10 protein-coding genes are annotated in these 19,875 nt (G+C 67.7%); 2 read left to right on the top strand and 8 right to left on the bottom strand.

The features are described 5' to 3' along the window. Positions 1-45: 45 nt before the first annotated feature. The 3 genes from GGR73_RS07005 to ptsP all read right to left on the bottom strand — a co-directional run bounded on the left by GGR73_RS07005 (position 46) and on the right by ptsP (position 5,362). Positions 46-1,776 (bottom strand): fructose-specific PTS transporter subunit EIIC, encoded by a 1,731-nt coding sequence (locus GGR73_RS07005; RefSeq protein WP_184456183.1) that lies wholly within the window; start codon positions 1,774-1,776, stop codon positions 46-48. A gap of 113 nt (positions 1,777-1,889) precedes the next feature. Beyond that, complete coding sequence (gene pfkB, locus GGR73_RS07000) at positions 1,890-2,846, bottom strand: 1-phosphofructokinase (RefSeq protein ID WP_184456181.1); 957 nt, start codon at positions 2,844-2,846, stop codon at positions 1,890-1,892. Then, complete coding sequence (gene ptsP, locus GGR73_RS06995; protein ID WP_184456180.1) at positions 2,843-5,362, bottom strand: phosphoenolpyruvate--protein phosphotransferase; 2,520 nt, start codon at positions 5,360-5,362, stop codon at positions 2,843-2,845. Before ptsP ends, pfkB begins: the two co-directional genes overlap by 4 nt. 162 nt (positions 5,363-5,524) lie before the next feature. Here ptsP and GGR73_RS06990 point away from each other — a divergent pair, with 162 nt between their 5' ends. Next, positions 5,525-6,514: a LacI family DNA-binding transcriptional regulator gene (locus GGR73_RS06990; protein ID WP_184456178.1), complete on the top strand. Its 990-nt coding sequence runs from the start codon at positions 5,525-5,527 to the stop codon at positions 6,512-6,514. Between the two features lie 580 nt (positions 6,515-7,094). Here GGR73_RS06990 and GGR73_RS06985 read toward each other — a convergent pair. From GGR73_RS06985 to GGR73_RS06975, 3 genes are read right to left on the bottom strand one after another with little or no spacing between them, the layout of a single operon-like run. Next, a complete protein-coding gene (locus GGR73_RS06985; RefSeq protein ID WP_065031636.1) occupies positions 7,095-10,265 on the bottom strand; it encodes a multidrug efflux RND transporter permease subunit in 3,171 nt (1,056 codons plus the stop codon). A gap of 12 nt (positions 10,266-10,277) precedes the next feature. After that, the gene (locus GGR73_RS06980; RefSeq protein ID WP_046343141.1) at positions 10,278-11,585 is read right to left on the bottom strand and encodes an efflux RND transporter periplasmic adaptor subunit; all 1,308 of its coding nucleotides are present in this window, start codon (positions 11,583-11,585) and stop codon (positions 10,278-10,280) included. A 14-nt stretch (positions 11,586-11,599) separates the two neighbouring features. Continuing rightward, positions 11,600-12,259: a TetR/AcrR family transcriptional regulator gene (locus tag GGR73_RS06975; RefSeq protein ID WP_024940186.1), complete on the bottom strand. Its 660-nt coding sequence runs from the start codon at positions 12,257-12,259 to the stop codon at positions 11,600-11,602. A gap of 289 nt (positions 12,260-12,548) precedes the next feature. Here GGR73_RS06975 and GGR73_RS06970 point away from each other — a divergent pair, with 289 nt between their 5' ends. After that, a complete protein-coding gene (locus tag GGR73_RS06970; protein WP_184456177.1) occupies positions 12,549-17,558 on the top strand; it encodes an NAD-glutamate dehydrogenase domain-containing protein in 5,010 nt (1,669 codons plus the stop codon). 266 nt (positions 17,559-17,824) lie between these two features. On the opposite strand, the gene GGR73_RS06965 is transcribed toward GGR73_RS06970, so the two are convergent. Together GGR73_RS06965 and GGR73_RS06960 are read right to left on the bottom strand one after the other, a co-directional pair. Beyond that, positions 17,825-18,826 carry an NADP-dependent oxidoreductase gene (locus tag GGR73_RS06965; protein ID WP_184456176.1) on the bottom strand — a complete coding sequence of 334 codons (1,002 nt, stop codon included), beginning with the start codon at positions 18,824-18,826 and terminating at the stop codon, positions 17,825-17,827. A gap of 224 nt (positions 18,827-19,050) precedes the next feature. Continuing rightward, positions 19,051-19,839 carry an SDR family NAD(P)-dependent oxidoreductase gene (locus tag GGR73_RS06960; RefSeq protein WP_039522015.1) on the bottom strand — a complete coding sequence of 263 codons (789 nt, stop codon included), beginning with the start codon at positions 19,837-19,839 and terminating at the stop codon, positions 19,051-19,053. Positions 19,840-19,875: the final 36 nt, after the last annotated feature.

Here is a 19,875-nt window from a genome sequence, read left to right as displayed (position 1 = left end):
GGCGCATGCGCGGGCGGCAAGCGCCAGTGGCGGGGTGGCCGAAGGTCAGGCGACCACGTCGGCCACCGGCTTCTTGAGCAGGCGCAGTGCCACCGCGGTGACCACCACGCCGACCACCAGGGCCAGCACGTAATTGAGCAGGTGGGTCACCGCGTTGGGGATCAGCAGCACGAAGATGCCGCCGTGCGGTGCCTTCAACTCGGCGCCGGCGGTCATCGAGATCGCGCCGGCCACGGCCGAGCCGATCACCAGCGCCGGAATGGTGCGCAGCGGGTCGCGCGCGGCATACGGGATGGCGCCTTCGGTGACGAAGGCCAGCCCGAGCACGCCGGCGGCCGTGGCCGAGCCGCGCTCTTCCACGGTGAAGCGGTTGCGGAACACCCAGGTGGCCAGCGCGATGCCCAGCGGCGGGGTCATGCCGGCGACCATGGCGGCGGCCATCGGGGTGTAGACCTGGCTGGCGATCAGGCCGGTGGAGAACGCATAGGCGGCCTTGTTGACCGGCCCGCCCATGTCGAAGGCCATCATGCCGCCGAGCAACAGGCCCAGCAGCAACGCGCTGCTGCCCTGCATGCCGCGCAGCCAGGCGGTGAGCCAGGCCAGCAGGTCGGCCACCGGCTGGCCGAACACGTACATCATCGCCAGGCCGACCAGCAGCGTGCCCAGCACTGGCAGGATCAGCACCGGCTTGAGTCCTTCCAGGTTGCGCGGCAGGCGGATGTAGCGGTTGAGCGCGGCCACGCCGTAGCCGGCGATGAAGCCGGCGATGATGCCGCCGAGGAAGCCGGCATTGAGGTTGGCTGCAACCAGGCCGCCGATCATGCCGGGCGCGATGCCGGGGCGGTCGGCGATGGAGTAGGCGATATAACCGGCCAGCGCGGGCACCATCAGGGTAAAGCCGGCCTTGGCGCCGATCTGGAACAGCGACCAGGCCAGCGTGCCCTGGTGGGCATCGTCGCCGGCATAGATGCCGCCGAGTGCAAATGCCAGCGCGATCAACAGGCCGCCAGCGGTGACGAAGGGCAGCATGAACGACACGCCGGTCATCAGGTGCTTGTAGGCGCCGGTGCGGCCGTTGCCGGTGTTTTCGGCCTTGGCGGCGCCCGCGACCGGCGCTGCGCCGCCGTGCACGCCGGCTTCGGCCAGCGCTTTCTGGATCAAGGCAGGGCCATCGTTGATCGCCGGCTTGGTGCCACTCTTGAACAGGCGCTTGCCGCCGAAGCGGGCCAGGTCGACCTCGCGATCGGCGGCGATCAGCACCAGGTCGGCATCGCGGATTTCTGCGTCGGTCAGGGCGTCTTGCGCGCCGACCGAGCCCTGGGTTTCCACGCGGATCTGGTAGCCGAGTTTCTTGGCGGCCTGCTGCAGGCCTTCGGCGGCCATGAAGGTGTGCGCGATGCCGGTGGGGCAGGAGGTGATCGCAACGATGCGCTTGCTGCCCGCGCTGCCTGCGGCAGCCGATGCATTGGCGGCAGCCGGTGCGGCGAGCTGGTTCACTGCGGCGGCCGGGTCGTCCAGTACCGCGCCCAGGCTCAGGCGCAGCAGTTGCGCGTCGCCGAAGCGGGCGGTGTTGGCATCGGCGTCGCCGATCACCAGCACCTGGCTGGCGGCGCTGGCCAGTTCGCCCGGCAATGCGCCGAGCACGCCCTGGTCGCTGCGGATTTCGATCGTCACGCTGCGCCCGGCGGCGGTGGCCGCGCGGCGCAGCGCTTCGGCCGCCAGGACGGCTTCGGTGCTGCGGTCGCCAGCGGCGATGACCACGATGGAAGAGGACATGCAAATCTCCTGCGTTGTTCGGTCGCCGGCAAGCGCCGGCGGGATACGTGGTGTCTTGCGCATAACGCCGGCGCGCTGCGTTGGCGCGGCCAGCGTTCGCGCCGGCGGTGGTGCTACGAGAGCGGGTCGATGACGATCTCGCCGGCGAGCTTGCGCACCTGCTGCGGGTTCAGCCGGCGCGCATCGCCGCTTTCCAGCCGGCTGAGCGAGAACGCGGTCGCCAGCCGTGCGCAACTTTCCAGATCGGTGGACTCGCCGAGCAGCGCGGCGGCCAGGCCGGCCACCATCGCGTCACCGGCGCCCACGCTGCTGCCCTGCGCCAGGCGCGGCGGACGCGCGATCAGGCGCTGGTCGCGCTGCACGAACAGCGCGCCTTCGGTCCCCATCGAAATGACCACCAGCTGGATGCCGCGCGCGATCAGTTCGTGCGCGGCGGCGCTGAGGGCGGCACGGTCGCTCAGCGGGCGGCCGGTCCAGGCTTCCAGTTCGTGCCGGTTCGGCTTGACCGCGTACGGCAGCGCCTGGCGTTCGGCACCAAGTGCGGCCACCAGCGGCGCGCCACTGGTGTCCAGCAGCACGCGCGCACCGGCAGCGCTGGCCTGGGCCTGCAGCTGCGCCCAGCTGTCGTCCGGCAGGCCGGCCGGCAGGCTGCCCGACAGCACCACCGGCAGGCCGGGGCGCAGCAGCGGGGCGAGGTGATCGGCCACGCCCTGCAGGTGCGGCTGGCCCAGGCGCAGGCCGGGCAGGTTGATGTCGGTGGTGTCGTTGCTGCGCGCTTCGACCAGCTTGAGATTGGTACGGGTCTCGCCGGCCACGCGCTGGCAGTGATCGGCAATGCCGCGCTCGCGGAACAGCGCCTCGAACACGCCGGCATTGCCGACCCCGAGCACACCGAGCGCGGCGACCGGGCTGCCCCAGTCGGCCAGACAGGCGGCCACGTTGATGCCCTTGCCGCCGGCATCGTTGCGCACGCTGCTGGCGCGATGCACCGCACCCGGCTGCAGGCTGTCGAGCTGGATGGTCTGGTCGATCGCCGGGTTCAGCGTCACCGTGATGGCGTGCAGGTTCATGCCTGGCCCTCGCGCTGCGCTTCCAGGGCGCGCACCTGCTCTGCGGTTTCGCAGTTCAGCGCCTGCTCGGCGAGCTGTTGCAGCGTGCTCAGCGCGGTGCCGCGCAGGCGTGCCTTGACCGCCGGGATGTCGTTGGGCGTCATCGACAGTTCCTGCACGCCCAGTCCGGCCAGCAGGCTGGCGCCGAACGGATCGCCGGCCAGGCCGCCGCACACGCCGACCCAGCGGTCGTGTTTGCGCGCACCTTCGATCGTGCTGCGGATCATGCGCAGCACCGCCGGGTGCAGGCTGTCGGCTTCGGCGGCCAGCTCCGGGTTCTGGCGGTCGATCGCCAGCACGTACTGGGTCAGGTCGTTGGTGCCGATCGAGAAGAAGTCCGCATGGCGCGCCAGCACGTCGGCCTGCGCGGCGGCGGCGGGCACCTCGATCATGATGCCGATCGGCACCTCGGGCGCGTCGAGTTCGGCGCGGATGCGCGCGCAGATGGTGCGCAGGGTGATCAGCTCCGGCACCGAGGTGATCATCGGGAACATGATCGACAGCCGCGCCCCGTCCTTGGCGGCGCGGTACAGCGCACGCAGCTGCGGTTCGAGCAGGTCCGGGCGACGCAGCAGCAGGCGCGCGCCGCGGACGCCCAGGAACGGGTTTTCCTCGTGCGGCAGCTCCAGATGCGCCACCTGCTTGTCGCCGCCGATGTCCAGCGCGCGCACGATCAGCGGGCGGCCATCCAGCGCCTGCGCCATCGCCAGGTAGGTTGCGTGCTGCTCGTCCTCGCTGGGCGTACTGCCGCTTTCCAGGAACAGGAATTCGGTCCGCATCAGGCCGACGCCGTCGGCGCCCTGGGTCAGCGCCATCGCAACCTGGTCGGGCAGGTTGACGTTGGCGCCGATGTCGATGTGGTGGCCGTCGCTGGTTTCGGCTGGCAAGGCGCGCTGCGCGGCTTCGCGCTCGCGGATCGCCTGCTGCTCGGCGATATGCGTGCGCGCCGCATCCAGGTCCAGCTCGGACGGGTTGATGTACAGCCGCCCACTGCTGCCGTCGATGATGGCGGTGACGCCGTCTTCGATATCCATGAGTTGGCCGCCGGCCGCGACCAGCGCCGGCAGTCCGAGCGTGCGCGACAGGATCGCGGTATGCGAGGTCGGCCCGCCTTGCGCGGTGGCCAGACCGAGCACGCGTGCGGTGTCCAGGTTGGCGGTGTCCGACGGCGACAGATCGCCGGCCAGCAGGATGCAGGGCTGCTCGGGCAGGTCGGTCAGGCCGGCGCCGGCGGCAGCCGGGTCGAGCTGGCCCAGCACGCGGCGGCCGACGTCGCGCAGGTCGGCCGCGCGGCCGGCCAGCACCGGGTTGCCGAGTGCGGCCAGGCCCGAGGCGATCTGTTCCACCGCCTGGTGCCAGGACCACGCCACGCCGTGGCCTTCGACCATCAGCTGGCAGGTGCGGGTGATCAGGTCGGTGTCGTTGAGCAGCTCGGCCTGGGCCTTGAAGATCGCCGCGTCCGAGGCGCCGAGCCGGCGCTGGGTGTCGTCCTGGATCGCCGCCAGCTGCTGGCGGGTGCGGGTCAGCGCGTCGTGCAGCAGCGCGCCGCCATCGCCCAGGCCGACCGGTTGATCGGCCACCTCGGTCTGCGCCGCGCGCAGCCGGTGCACGATGCCGATCGCCACGCCCGGGCTGGCGCCGATGCCGACGATGGCCGGCTGCGCCTGCGGCGGCGTCCAGCCGGCCACCGGGGCGGCGCGGCGTTGCGCGGCACGCTCGGCATCGGCCTTTTCCTGCGCGGTCAGGCTGTCCATCACTGCGCGCAGGCGCTTGAGCAGCGCACCCGCATCAGTGCCTTCGGCCGAAACGGTGATGCTGTCGCCGGCACGCAGGCCCAGCTGCAGCAGGCCGACCAGGCTCTTGGCATCGGCGGCCTGGTCGCCGGCGCGCACCTGGGCGCGCGCCGAGAAACCGCGCGCGGTCTCGGCCCAGCGCGTGGCCGGGCGGGCGTGCAGGCCGCTGGGGTAGGCGATGGTCCATTCGAAGGATTCGGCCAGATCGGTGGCCGGCGCGGCGCTGCTGTCGGGTGCGCGGTCGCCGGTCAAGGCCGCCACGATCACGCCGGGGTCATCGGTGGTGAACAGCGCTTCCAGCTGGGCCGGGTCCTGGATCAGGCGGGTCAGCCGGCGCAGCAGGGTGATGTGGGTGTCGGACTGGGCGGCGATGCCGACCACCAGCCGGGTGGTCTGGCCCGGGTTCCACTCCACGCCCTCGGGCAACTGCAGCACGGCGATGCCATCGCGGCGCACCAGGTGGCGGTCTTCGCCGACGCCGTGCGGGATCGCCAAGCCGTGGCCGAGGAAGGTGTTCGCCAGGCCTTCGCGGCGCCGCATGCTGGCGTCGTAGCCCGGCGCCACGCAGCCGGCGGCGACCAGCAACTGGGCGGCCTGCGCGATGGCATCGTCCTTGTCGCGGGCATGCGCACGCAGGCGCACGAGTTCGGGGGTGACGGGGGCGGCTGGCGACGGAGAGGACAAGACGGACTCCGGGGGTGGGGACGGGCTGGGCAGTATAGTGGGAACGTTCCCATGTTCCAGGTCAATGTGCGCTGCACAAAAACGTTGTAGTGCTTTCGGGTTAGCATCGAATCAGAGACGGCGCCTGGCCCCAGGTGCGCAAATGGAGCGGGAACGGTCCCAGTGAGTATCAGCATCAATGACGTGGCCCGGGTGGCCGGGGTTTCCAAATCGACGGTCTCGCGCGCGCTGGGCACCGGCCCGGTCAGCGAGGAAGTACGGGCCAAGGTCGAGGCGGCGGTGCGCCAGACCGGCTACCGGCCCAACTTGATGGCGCGGCGCCTGCGATCCCAGCAGTCCGGCATCCTCGGGGTGATCGTCGCCGACATCCGCAACCCCTACTTCACCGCGCTGATCCGCGCGGTGGAGGAGGTGGCCTACCGCGCCGGCATGCGCGTGACCCTGTGCAATACCGACGAAGATCCCGAGCGCGAGGCGCTGTACCTGCAGTTGATGCAGGAAGAACGCATTACCGGGCTGATCTTTGCGCCGACCCGCAGCACGGTCGGGCGCATGCACGAGCTGGTGCTGGATTATCCGACCGTGCTGGTGGACCGCGCCGGCCCCGGCAGCCGCTACGACAGCGTGGTGCTGGATAACGCTGCGGCCATGGACGAGCTGGTCGCGCACCTGCAGGCGCAGGGCTATCGGCGAATCGGTGGGCTGTTCGGCACCAGTACCACCGCGACCGAGCGCCGCAACGGCTATCTGGCCGCGATGGCGGTGCCGGGGCTGACGCCGGCTTACCGCGAAGTGGCGCCCACCGCCGAAGCGGCGATCGCCGAAGTCGGCCAGTGGCTGGCCGGCGCTGACCGCCCCGACGCCATCGTGACCAGTAACAGCCTGTTGTTGATGGGCGCGCTCAAGGCCGCCCGCACCGCCGGTCTGCGCATCCCCGACGACCTGGCGCTGGCCGGCTTCGACAACGAGCGCTGGACCGACCTGGTCGAGCCGGGCATCACCGTGGTCGAGCAACCGGTCGAGGACATGGGCCGCGCGGCGATGTCGCTGCTGCTCGAGCGTTTGAGCAATCCGCAGCTACCGATCCGCCGCATGGTGATGACCGGCCGCTGCATGGTCCGCGGCTCTACCGGCGCACGCCCGCGCACCTAGCCGCCGGCATCGTAGGCGCGCACCCGGGCGCGACGGGCGTTACCGGTGAGGCCTATCGCGCCCAGGTGCGCTCCTACGACGGCATGGCGGTTGTCGCGGGTCGCGCTGTGCGGGTCCTGTCGAAGCACGCCATGTCACCAATCCCCGCCACTCCGTAGGAGCGCACCCGGGCGCGACGGGCGTTACCGGTGAGCCCTATCGCGCCCAGGTGCGCTCCTACGACGGCATGGCGGTTGTCGCGGATCGCGCTGCGCGGGTCCTGTCGAAGCACGCCATGTCACCAATTCCCGCCACTTCGTAGGAGCGCACCCGAGCGCGACGGGCGTTACCGGTGAGGCCTATCGCGCCCAGGTGCGCTCCTACGACGGCGTGGCGTTCGTTGCGGATCGCGCTGTGCGGGTCCTGCCCAGGCACGCCATGTCACCAATCCCCGCCACTCCGTAGGAGCGCACCCGGGCGCGACGGGCGTTACCGGTGAGGCCCATCGCGCCCGGGTGCGCTCCTACGAGACATGACTGCAGCGCAGCCAAAAAAAAGCCCCGGCACTGCCGGGGCTTTTCGTTCTGCGCCATGTCCGGGATCAGCGATCCGGACGATGCGGGCCCGAGTCGTTCTGCGCGAGCAGGTATTCCTTGGACTGTTCGTCCAGCTTGTCGCCCAGCATGCGGCGCACCACCACGAAGAACAGCGGAATGAAGATCACGCCGAGCACGGTGGCGAACACCATGCCGCCGATCACGCCGGTACCGATGGAGTGACGCGAGTTGGCGCCGGCACCGGTGGAGATGGCCAGCGGCAGCACACCTAGGATGAAGGCGAACGAAGTCATCAGGATCGGGCGGAAGCGCAGATGCGCCGCTTCCAGCGTCGCCTCGCGCAGCGTCTTGCCTGCCGCACGCTGCTCCACCGCGAACTCCACGATCAGGATCGCATTCTTCGCCGCCAGGCCGATCACGGTGATCATGCCGATCTTGAAGTACAGATCGTTCGGCAGACCGCGCAGCATCGAGAAGGTGATCGCACCCAGCACGCCGATCGGCACCACCATCAGCACCGCCACCGGAATCGACCAGCTCTCGTAGAGCGCGGCCAGGCACAGGAACACCACCACCACCGACAACGCCAGCAACAGCGTGGCCGCATTACCGGCAATGATTTCCTGGTACGACATGCCGCTCCAGTCGAAACCGAAGCCCGGCGGCAGGTCGTTGTTGACGATCTCCTCCATCGCGGTCATCGCCTGGCCGGAGCTGCCGCCCGGCGCCGGGTTGCCGACGATATTCACCGCCGAATAGCCGTTGTAGCGGTTCAGTGCCGGCGAGGCGTAGGTCCAGTCGGCCTTGACCACATTGCTCAGCGGAATCATTCCCGGCTGACCATCGGCACCGGTGGCCGTGGCGCTGGGGCTGAAGAAGCTGCGCAGCGACTCCGGGCCGGTACGGAACTGGTCGTCGGCACGGATGTTGACGCGCTTGATGCGGCCTTCGGAAAAGTAGTCGTTGATGTAGACAGGCGCCAGCATCAGCTGGATCGAGCTGTAGACGTCGCTGACGTCCAGGCCCATCGACTGCGCCTGCACACGGTCCACGTGCAACTGCAGCTGCGGCGCGTCTTCCAGGCCATTCGGGCGCACGCCCACCATGGTGTCCTGCTTTTCCGCCGCCTTGCCCAGCACGATGTTGCGCGCCTGGGTCAAAGCTTGCTGGCCTGCGCCGGAGCGGTCCTGCAGCCACATGTCGAAGCCGCCGAACTGGCCCAGGCCCTGCACGGTGGGCAGGTTGACCACGAAGATCTGCGCGCCCTTGATGCCGTAGAAGGCACCGTTGAGCTGCTGGATCAACTGCTCGGCAGTGACGTCACGCTCTTCCCACGGCTTGAGCCGGATGAAGCCCATGCCGACGTTTTCGCCCGAACCCAGGAAGCTGAAGCCGGCGATCTGCAGCATGCCTTCCACGGCCGGCTGCTTCTCCAGCACCGCACGCATCTGCGCGAAGGCCTCGTTGGTGCGGATCTTGGTCGCGCCCGGCGGCAGCTGCACGATGGCCACCGCAAAGCCCTGATCCTCTTCCGGCAGGAAGCTGCCCGGCATGCGGGTGAACAGGAAGCCGCACAGCACCACCAGCACCACGAACACGATCATCCACGGCGGCGAGCGCTTGAGGGTGTGGCCGACCACGCCGACATAGCGATGCGCCAGCTTGTCGTAGTACTTGTCGAAGGTGCGGTAGATCCAGTTCTTCTTGGTCGAATGGGTCGACTTGAGGAACGCGCCGCACAGCGCCGGGGTGAAGCTCAACGCCAGGAACGCGGAGAACCCCATCGACATGGCGATGGTCAGTGCGAACTGCTTGTAGATCGCGCCCGAAGCGCCCGGTTGCAGCGAGGAGGGGATGAACACCGCTGCCAGCACCACGGTGATGGCCACCACCGCGCCGGTGATCTGGGTCATCGCCTTCTGGGTGGCCGCCTTCGGCTCCAGGTGTTCCTCGCTCATGATGCGTTCGACGTTCTCGATCACCACGATCGCGTCGTCGACCACGATGCCGATCGCCAGCACCATCGCAAACAGCGTCAGCTGGTTGATGGTGAAGCCGATCATGTACATGCCGAAGAACGTGCCCAGCAGCGCGACCGGAATCACCAGCGTGGGGATGACGGTGGCGCGGAAGTTCTGCAGGAACAGCAGCATCACCAGGAACACCAGCACGATGGCTTCCACCAGCGTGTGGATCACTTCCTCGATGGAGATGCGCACGAAGGTGGTCGATTCGTACGGCGCAAACCAGGTCACGCCCTGCGGGAAGGTCGGCTGCAGTTCGTCGAGCTTGGCACCGACCGCCTCGGAGACGTTCAGGGCGTTGGCACCCGGCAACAGCTGGATACCGAAGGCGCCGGTGGGCTTGCCGTTGTACTGGGTGTCGAAGCCGTAGTTGCTAGGCCCCACGGTGACCCGTGCGACGTCCTTCAACCGCACCGTGGCGCCGTTGTTGTCGGTGCGCAGGATGATGTTCTCGAACTGGTCCGGCGAGCTGAAGCGGCCCTCGGCCGAGACCGTGGCGGTGAAGCTGATGCCTTCCGGGGTCGGGTCGGCGCCCACCGAACCGGCCGCGAACTGCACGTTCTGGTTGCGCACCGCGGTCAGCACCTGGGTGGCCGACAGGTTGTAGCCCTGCAGCTTCTCCGGGTTCAACCAGATGTTCATCGCGTACTCGGCGCCGAACTGGTTGGTGCTGCCCACGCCGGGCACGCGCGAGATCTGCTCGAGCACGCGCGAGCCGACGATGTCGTTGAGCGCGTCGCGGTTGATCGACGGGTTGTCCGAGCGCAACGCGGCCACCATCAGGAAGCCGGCGTTGGCCTTGGCCACCACCACACCCTGCTGGGTGACTTCCGAGGGCAGGCGAGGCGTGGCCAGCGACACCTTGTTCTGCACCTGCACCTGCGCGATATCCGCGTCGGTGCCGGTTTCGAAGGTCAGCGTGATGGTCACGCGGCCGTTGGCGGCCGAGGACGAGTTGAAGTACAGCAGGTGGTCGATACCGGTGAGCTGCTGCTCGATGACCTGGGTCACCGCTTTTTCGGCGGTATCGGCGCTGGCGCCGGGAAAGTTGGCGGTAACGGTGACCTGCGGCGGGGCGATCGTGGGGTACGACTCGATACCCAGATTCAGGATCGAGATCACGCCCGCAAGCGAGATCAGGATCGCCACCACCCAGGCAAAGACAGGGTGTTCGATGAAAAACTTAGGCATGTCCGGGTTCCGTTACTGCTGCTTGGACTGGGAGTCGGCCGGCTGCGCCGCAGCGTCCGGCTTGGACTGTTCCTGCGCGGCCGGTGCCGCTGCATCGGCCTTGTCGGCCGCCGGTGCGGCCTGCGCGCCGCCGCCCTGGGCAGCGGCGGGAGCCGCGCCCGGTGCGCCGGGCTGGCCGCCCTGCGCCGGCTTGTTCGGATCCCACGGCACGCCCTTGGCCGGCTGGCCTTCCTTCGCCTTCTGCACGCCGTCGACGATCACCTGGTCGCCCGGGGTCACGCCCGCGGTGACGATCCACTGGCCCTTCTGCTGGCCATCGACGGTGAGATTCTTGCGCACCACCTTGCCGTCCTTGCCCAGCACCAGCGCGTAGGCGCCGGTGGCATCGCGCTGCACGGCCTGCTGCGGCACCAGGTAGGCGTTGTTGCGCTGGCCAAGGCTGGCCTTGAAGGTCACGAACGCGCCCGGCAGCAGCGCCTGCTCCGGATTGGGCAGGGTCGCGCGCAGCGACACCGCACCGGTGCTCGGGTCCACCGTCACCGCCGACACATCCAGCGTACCCGGGTGCGGGTACTGCGTGCCGTTGCCCAGTTCCACGTTGATGGTGGACTTGCCATCGCCGCTGAGCTGCACGTTGCCGCTGCTCTGGGCCTGGCGCAGGGCGGCCAGTTCTTCGCTGCTCATCGCAAAGTTCACGTACAGCGGGTCGATCTGGTCGACCGTGGTCAGCAGGGTCGCCTCACCGGCGCCCACCAGCGCACCTTCGGTCACGCGCTGGATGCCGGCGCGGCCGGTGATCGGCGAGGTGACGCTGGCAAAGCCGAGCTGGATGCGGGCGGACTCGACCTGGCCGCGTGCCTGCTGCACGTTGGCGCCGGAGGAGCGCTCGGTGGCTTCGGCATTGTCGATGTCGGCACGCGACACATATTGCTGCGGAGCCAGGCTGCGCGCGCGCTTGGCGGCGACCTGGGCATTAGCATAGGTCGCCTGGGCGGCGGCCAGCTGCCCTTGCGCCTGCAGCAGCGTGGCCTTCAGCGGCGCCGGGTCGATCTCGAACAGCGGCTGGCCTTCCTTGACGTCGGTACCTTCGGTGTACAGGCGCTTGAGCAGCACGCCGTCCACACGCGCGCGCACGTCGGCCGAGCGGAATGCCGACAGCCGGCCGACCAGGTCGCGTTCCAGCGGCAGGGTCTGCGGCTTCATTTCCAGCACCGACACTTCCGGCGGCGGCGGCGCCTGCTGTTGTTCGGGCTTGCTGCAGGCAGCCAGCGCCAGGGTGATGGCACAGGCCAGGCCGAATGTGCGGAGCGGGGCGATCATCAGGAGGAACTCCGTTAGGGTCTTGAAGTGAGAAAGGAAAGCGGGGACAGCGAAGGCGTGGCAGCGACCGCGGCAAATGCGCGCAGGAAGGTGTCGACAGCGAATTGCGCCCACTGCTGCCTGGCGGGAAGGCCGGCGCGGTGGGGAACCTGAAAGCGTTGCCGGTCGAAATCCAGACCGACGATCATGCTCAACAGCAGTTCGGCCATACAGTGCGGATCGTCATGGCGCAGCTGGCCGGCCTGCATCGCCTGCTCGAAGCGCTGCGCCAGGCGCTGCTGCATGCCGACGACCCCGTCCTGGAAGATCTGCTGCGACTGATCGGGGAACCGGTGCGATTCGGCTTCCACCAACCGGCAGGTCTGTAACACATCCGGGCGGTTCAGGCGGTCAAGGTGGGCCAGCGCGAAGGCCAGCAGATCCTCGCGCAACTCGCCCGAGGCGGTGCCCAGCGGCACCGTGGCCAGGTGCACATGGTCCTGGAGCACATCGCGCAGCAGGTTTTCTTTACAACCGTAATAACTATAGAGAGTCTGCTTGGAGCAGCCGGCGCGCTCGGCCACCGCGTCCATGCTCAGCCGCATGCCGCGCTCGGCAAGCAGCGTATGCACAGCCGCATGGATGCGGCGATCGCAGTCCGAGCGCCGGGCAGCACGGTGGGAACGGGGGGTCATGGCGGTAGACTATACCGTCCAGTTTAGTTTTTAAACAGGCTTGACGGTCGCAGTTCTGTCTGCGCAACGCCTTGTGGCCCAAGCGCCCGGCCGGACTTTGCCGGTTGTGGCGGTCTGGCGGGTGGCCATGCAGGCGCCAATCCGGCGCCGCTGCAGGAATTACAGTCGGGTAGCGCTTTTGCGCCGCGCCGGGGGCGGGCGTCCGACCAGGATTTTGCGCTATGCAGCAAGGCGTCTTCATCCGGCGCCGGTACAATTCAGGTTTTCCACCGAGCATCCCAGCGCTCTCATGACAGCCAAGAAAGCTGCTTCGAAATCGTCCACGACGTCGGTCAAACCGGTCGCCGACCATGCCGTCCCCGTGCTTGCCACCGCGCCGCAGGCGGTCACCCTGGAGCCGGTGTTTGCCGCGTTGCGCAAGCGCTACCCGGCCGCCCGCCAGTCCGAGGTGCAGTTGTTCGCCGCCGACTTCTACCGGCGCATGGAAGAGGACGAGTTCCCCAACCACCCGGCCGAACAGTGGGCGGCCCTGGCGGCGGACATGCTGGAATTTGCGCGCACGCGCAAGGCCGGTACGGTCAACGTGCGGGTGTTCAACCCGACCCTGAAGAGCCACGGTTACGAATCGCCGCACACGCTGCTGCAGATCGTCAACGACGACATGCCGTTCCTGGTGGACTCGGTGAGCATGACGCTGTCGGACCTGGGCATCGGCGTGCACGTGCTCGGCCACCCGGTGCTGCGCATTGCGCGCGACAAGGCCGGCAAGCTGACCGCGGTGGGCGAGGGCAAGAGCGAGTCGCTGATGGTGCTGGAGATCGACCGCCAGCCCGCCGAGGACATGCCCAAGGTGGAGGCGGCGGTGCGCAAGGTGCTGGGCGAGGTGCGCGCGATCGTGCACGACTGGGCGTCGATGCGCGAAAAGATGGTGATGCTGGCCGACGACCTGGCCACCCGCCGCCTGCCGATGGACGACATCAGCCGCCACGAGGCGCAGGAATTCCTGCGCTGGGCGGCGGCCGATCACTTCACCTTCTTCGGCTATCGCGAGTACCGCGTGGAGAAGCAGGACGGCCAGGACGTGCTGGCGCCGGTGGAAGAAACCGGCCTGGGCCTGATGCGCGGGCGCGACACCTCACCGGCGCGCCCGGTGACCACGCTGGCGGCGCACGGCCTGAACACCTCGGCCAAGCTCAAGGATGCGCTGATCCTGACCAAGACCAATGCGCGCTCGCGCGTGCATCGGGTCGGCTACATGGATTACATCGGCATCCTGGAATTCGATGCCAAGGGCCGCATCGTCGGCGAGCAGCGCTTCCTGGGCCTGTTCACCTCCAGCGCCTACAACCGCCGCCCGTGGGAAATCCCGCTGGTGCGCCAGCGCCACGAATACGTGATGAGCAAGTCCGGGCTGACCCCGAGCAGCCACAGCGGCAAGGCGTTGCGGCACATCCTCGAGACGCTGCCGCGCGAGGAGCTGTTCCAGTCCAACGAGGAAGAGCTGTATCGCACCGCGATCGGCATCCTCGGCCTGCAGGAGCGCGTGCGCAGCCGCATGTTCCTGCGCCGCGACAAGTACAGCCGCTTCATCTCCGCGCTGGTGTACATCCCGCGCGAACGCTTCAACACCGATGTGCGGCTGCGCATCGAGGCCTTGCTCAAGGACGCGCTGCACGGCGAATACATCGATTCCAGCGTGGTGCTGGGCGAGTCGCCGCTGGCGCAGCTGCACCTGATCGTGCGGCCCAAGAGTGGCGAGGCGCTGGAATTCAACACCACCGAACTCGAGTCGCGGCTGGCGCATCTGCTGCGCAACTGGCGCGATGCCCTGCGCGAGGCGCTGGTGGCGCGGCATGGCGAGGTCAATGGCCTGCGCATGGCCGCCAACTTCGGGCGTGCGCTGCCGGCCGGCTATATCGAGGACTCGTCGATCGAATCGGCGGTGTCCGACGTCGAGCATCTGGCCGCACTGGACGGCCCGGACGATCTGCACCTGAGCCTGCAGGAGATCCGTCGTGACGACGGCGTGCGGCTGGACGCCGGCGAGGGCCTGCGCCTGAAGCTGTATCGCCAGCTCGACGACATCCCGTTGTCCGACGCGATGCCGATGATGGAGAACATGGGCCTGCGGGTGATCTCCGAGCGGCCGTACCGGCTGCAGGTCGGCGAGACGCCGGTCTACATCCAGGATTTCGAGGTCGAATCGACCTCCGGCAAGATCAACGCAGCCAATGCCGACGCCGGTTTCGGCGAAGCCTTCGAGCGGATCTGGAGCGGCGATGCCGAAAACGACGGCTTCAACCGCCTGATTCTGGCCGCCGGCCTGCACTGGCGCCAGGTCGCGCTGCTGCGCGGCTACTGCAAGTATCTGCTGCAGACCGCTGTGCCGTTCTCGCAGGCCTATGTCGAGGCGACGTTTACCCGTTACCCGCTGCTGGCGCGCCTGCTGGTGGAACTGTTCGAAGCGCGCTTCGATCCGGCCACCGGCAGCGAGACCAAGGCGCAGATCTTCGCCGGGCAGGAACGCCTGCGCGAGGAACTGTCGGTGCTGGCAGGTGACGACGAGGCCACGCTCAAGGCCCTGGAGCCGGTGTTGCAGGCGCGCGGAAGCGACCGCGATGCGCAGCAGGAAGCCACCCGCGCGACGCTGCTGAAGCTGATGGACCGCGTCTCCAGCCTGGACGAGGACCGCATCCTGCGCAGCTTTATCGGTGTGATCGATGCGACGCTGCGCACCAACTATTACCAGACCGACAAGAGCGGCAAGCACGGCCACTGCATCAGCTTCAAGCTGGATTCTTCGATCGTGCCGGACCTGCCCAAGCCGCGCCCATACCGCGAGATCTTCGTCTACAGCCCGCGGGTGGAGGGCGTGCACCTGCGCTTCGGCGCGGTGGCGCGTGGCGGCCTGCGCTGGTCGGACCGGCGCGAGGATTTCCGCACCGAGGTGCTGGGCCTGGTCAAGGCGCAGATGGTCAAGAACACCGTCATCGTGCCGGTCGGGGCCAAGGGCGGTTTCTACGTCAAGCGCTCGCCGGTCGGCGGCGACCGCGATGCGATCCAGGCCGAAGGCATCGCCTGCTACAAGCTGTTCATCCAGAGCCTGCTCGACATCACCGACAACATCGTCGGCGGCAAGATCGTGCCGCCGCCGCAGGTGGTGCGTCACGACCAGGATGATCCGTACCTGGTGGTCGCGGCCGACAAGGGCACCGCCACGTTCTCCGACATCGCCAACGGGTTGGCGCTGGACCACGGCTTCTGGCTGGGCGATGCGTTCGCTTCCGGCGGTTCGGTCGGTTACGACCACAAGGGCATGGGCATCACCGCGCGCGGTGCGTGGGAGTCGGTCAAGCGCCACTTCCGTGCGATGGGGCGCGATTGCCAGAGCCAGGACTTCAGCGTGGTCGGCATCGGCGACATGTCCGGCGACGTGTTCGGCAACGGCATGCTGTTGTCACGGCATATCCGCCTGCTGGCCGCGTTCGATCACCGGCATATCTTCCTGGATCCCAATCCGGATGCAGCTGCCTCGTTCGCCGAGCGCGAGCGCCTGTTCAAGCTGCCGCGTTCCAGCTGGGCCGACTACGAGGCAAAGCTGATCAGCGCCGGTGGCGGCATCTATCCGCGCACGCTCAAATCCATCGACATCAGCGCGCCGGTGCGCGAGGTCCTGGGCCTGGAATCCAACGTCAAGCAGCTCTCGCCCAACGAGCTGATGAACGCCATCCTCAAGGCGCCGGTGGACCTGTTCTGGAATGGCGGCATCGGCACCTACGTCAAGGCGTCCAGCGAGTCGCACGCCGATGTGGGCGACCGCGCCAACAACGGCCTGCGCGTCAATGGCGGCGAGCTGCGCTGCAAGGTAGTAGGCGAGGGTGGCAACCTGGGCTTGACCCAGCTCGGCCGCATCGAGGCCGCGCAGGCCGGGGTGCTGCTCAACACCGACTTCATCGACAACTCGGCCGGCGTGGACACCTCCGATCACGAGGTGAACATCAAGATCCTGCTCAACGACATGGTGCAGGCCAAGAAGCTCACCTACGACGCGCGCAACACATTGCTCGCGTCGATGACCGACGAAGTGGCCGACCTGGTGTTGTGGGACAACTACCGCCAGAACCAGGCGATCAGCCTGATGGAGCGGATGAGCGTCAAACGTCTCGGCTCCAAGCAGCACTTCATCCGCACATTGGAATTGCAGGGCCTGCTCGATCGCCAGATCGAGTTCCTGCCCTCCGATGCCGAACTGTCCGCACGCAAGGCGCGCGGGCAGGGCTTGTCGCGCCCGGAGCTGTCGGTGCTGTTGTCGTACTCCAAGCTGGTGGCGTTCCAGCAGCTGCTGGAATCGGATATTCCGGAAGACCCGTATCTGTCCAAGGAATTGCAGCGCTACTTCCCGCAGCCGCTGCAGAAAAAGTACGCCGATGCGATGGAGCGTCACCGCCTCAAGCGCGAGATCATCGCCACCGCGGTGACCAACACCACCATCAACCGCATGGGCGCCACCTTCCTGATGCGCATGCAGGAAGACACCGGCCGCAGCATCGCCGAGGTCGCCAAGGCCTACACCATCAGCCGCGAGACGCTGGATGCACGCGCGCTGTGGACGCAGATCGACGCATTGGACGGCAAGGTACCCGAGTCGGTGCAGATCGATGCGCTGGAAGTGATCTGGCGCCTGCAGCGCTCGTTCGTGCGTTGGCTGCTGTTGCGTCCGGGCCAGATGCCGGGCATCACCGCGGCGGTGGAGCGTTACCACGGCCCGTTCAACGACATCCGTGTCGCCTCCGGTGTGCTCTCCGATACGCAGCGCCCGCAGTACGAAGCCAACGTGCAGGAATGGCAGGACAAGGGCCTACCGCCGGAGCTGGCGCAGCAGTTGTCCGAGCTACGCTATCTGGAACCGGCCTTCGACATCATCGAAACCGCACGCACCCGCAAGCTCAAGCCGGTGGACGTGTCCAAGGTGCATTTCCGCCTGGGCGAAGCGCTGCGTTTGCCGTGGTTGTTCGAGCAGATCGACGCGCTGGAGGTCAACGGCCGCTGGCACGCGGTGGCACGCGGCGTGCTGCGCGACGAGCTGGCCGCCCATCAACGCGCACTGGTGGCGCAGGTGCTGACCCTGCCCGGCAGCAGCGCCGAGGACAAGGTGGCCAATTGGCTGGCACGCGACGATTCCAGCCTGCGCTTCACCCTGGCCATGCTCGCCGATGTGGCCGAGCAGAAGACCCTGGACTACCCGACCGTGTCGGTCGCAGTGCAGCGTCTCGGGCAGCTGGCGGCGCACGGGATGTAAGCGTGTGCAGCGAGGTGATGGCGGAGCGAGTGCTTCGTCATCATCCTCGTTGTAGTGAGTGGGCAACGTCGTTGTCTTGCATCAAAGAGCCGCCTTTGGGCTTGATGCTGTTCACTTCAAACGACGCTTGCTGGTGAGTCGAGCGTGCGGTGCCCTCACCGCACGTGGGACACGCCGTGAATTCGTCCGTGCAGGGCCCTTGGCGGCAACAATGCCGCCAGGGCCCTGCAGACAAGCCGCAGATTGGGTGCCCTGTATCCTGCTTCTTACTTGATCTTGACGACCACCTTGCCCTTGGCGCGGCCTTGCGCCAGATACTCCAGCGCCTGCTTTGCCTGGTCGAACGCAAACACCTTGTCGATGACCGGGCGGAGGCGTTCGGCTTCGAGCAGTTCGCCGATTTTGGCCAGCTGCGTGCCATTGGGGCGTACGAACAGGAACGAATAGGCGACGTTGTGCTTGTTCGCCAGACGGATGATCTTGCGGCTCATCATGGCGAAGACGAATTGCAGCACGACATTCAACCGGCGTGCGCGGGCAAAGGCTGCATCCAGCGGCCCGACCAGCGACACGATCCTGCCGCCGCGCTTGAGGATGGTGAGCGATTTTTTGATCGTATCGCCCCGCATCGTGCCAAGCGCGATGTCGTAGCCGCGCAGCACGGTCTCGAAGTCCTGTTGCCTGTAGTCGACTACCTCGTCTGCGCCAAGGCTGTCCACCAGCGCGACATTGCCGGTACTGGTGGTGGTGCCGACGGTGGCGCCGAGGTGTTTTGCCAGCTGGATCGCGATGGTGCCGATACCGCCGGAACCGGCAGGAATGAACACTTTCTGGCCGGGCTGCAGGTCGGCACGTTCCTTCAGGGCCTGCCAGGACGTGAGCGCGACCATTGGCAGCGATGCCGCCTGCACAAAATCCAGATTGGCCGGCTTCAGCGCTGCGGCGCTTTCCGGTACCGCGACATACTCGGCGATGATGCCGCGGCCAAGATCGAACACGCTGGCAAAAATCGCATCGCCCCGCTTGAAGCGGGTGACGCGGCTGCCGACGTCAATGACGATTCCGGCCACGTCGCTGCCCAGCGTGGCGGGCAATTCGAACTTCACCACGGGTTTGAAGATGCCGGTGGGAATCATGTTGTCGATCGGGTTCACGCCTGCCGCGTGCACCTCGACCAGCAGTTCGTCGGGCTGCAGCGTCGGGCGGGCGCGCTCGCTGAAGCCGATGTCGGGAGATTTGCCATAGCGTTTGAAGGTGAGTGCTTTCATCTGGTTCGGGTCCACTGCTGTCGTTGTCTGGATGCGTGGCCAGGCGCGATGTGGGCCCCGGCCGCCTTCACCTGTGCGCTGGCAACTGCGTGCCTGCCGCCTGATCGCCATGTGGGCGGTTTGCATCGACGCATCCATGCAGCAGGGCGAATGCGCGACACATCAGCGCAGGCCCGCAGCGCTCACCGTGGCAAGCGCTGCGGGCGGGCGCGCCGCCGGGCCGGTCAGGCCGCCGGCTGATAGCGCTCGGCGGCGGTGGCCTGGCGGATGTCAGACAGCAGTCCCTGGCGCGCGCCATCCAGTGCGTCCCAACGTTCGGCCACGTGCAGCGGCGGGATGGTGACCAGTTCGCGGCGATCGAAACCAACCAGTGCCGCATCGACCAGTTCGCCCACGTCCATCAGATCGCTGAGCGTGTTGACGTCGATACCGGCACGCCCCCAGATCTCGGTGCGCGTACCGGCCGGCAACACGGCCTGCACATACACGCCCTTAGCTCCTAGCTCCAGGTGCAGCCCCTGCGACAGGAACAGCACGAAGGCCTTGGTGGCGCCGTAGACGCTCATGCCGAATTCGGGAGCGAAGCCCACCACCGAGCCGAGGTTGACGATCGCGCCGCTGCCGGACTGCGCAAAGCGCGGCGCAACCGCGGCAGATAGGCGCGTCAACGCGGTGACATTGAGCGCGAGCAGGCGGTCGATCGCCTCGGCGTTCTGCTGCAGGATGCCGCCGGACTGCGCCATGCCGGCGTTGTTGATCAGGATGCCGATCTGCGCGTCATCGCGCAGGCGGGCTTCCACTGCGGTCAGGTCGGCGGGCTGGGTCAGGTCGGCCTGCAGCACGTCGACGCTGACGCCATGCGCAGCGTGCAGACGCGCCGCCAGCGCATCCAGGCGGGCCTTGTCGCGTGCGACCAGCACCAGGTTGTGGCCGCGTTGCGCAAAGCGCTCGGCGTAGACGGCGCCGATACCGGTGGAGGCGCCAGTGATGAGGACAGCGGGAAGTGTGGACATGCAGGGTTCCTTGATGACAGTGGATGAAAGACGCCA

Source organism: Xanthomonas sp. F14 (assembly GCF_014199865.1).
This window is presented reverse-complemented; position numbering and strand designations above follow the sequence as displayed.

Bases quoted from the DNA above. Each gene is read 5' to 3' on its own strand.
- GGR73_RS07005 (WP_184456183.1), bottom strand. From the start codon at position 1,776: ATGTCCTCTTCCATCGTGGTCATCGCCGCTGGCGACCGCAGCACCGAA.
- pfkB (WP_184456181.1), bottom strand. From the start codon at position 2,846: ATGAACCTGCACGCCATCACGGTGACGCTGAACCCGGCGATCGACCAG.
- GGR73_RS06985 (WP_065031636.1), bottom strand. From the start codon at position 10,265: ATGCCTAAGTTTTTCATCGAACACCCTGTCTTTGCCTGGGTGGTGGCG.
- GGR73_RS06980 (WP_046343141.1), bottom strand. From the start codon at position 11,585: ATGATCGCCCCGCTCCGCACATTCGGCCTGGCCTGTGCCATCACCCTG.
- GGR73_RS06975 (WP_024940186.1), bottom strand. From the start codon at position 12,259: ATGACCCCCCGTTCCCACCGTGCTGCCCGGCGCTCGGACTGCGATCGC.
- GGR73_RS06970 (WP_184456177.1), top strand. From the start codon at position 12,549: ATGACAGCCAAGAAAGCTGCTTCGAAATCGTCCACGACGTCGGTCAAA.
- GGR73_RS06965 (WP_184456176.1), bottom strand. From the start codon at position 18,826: ATGAAAGCACTCACCTTCAAACGCTATGGCAAATCTCCCGACATCGGC.
- GGR73_RS06960 (WP_039522015.1), bottom strand. From the start codon at position 19,839: ATGTCCACACTTCCCGCTGTCCTCATCACTGGCGCCTCCACCGGTATC.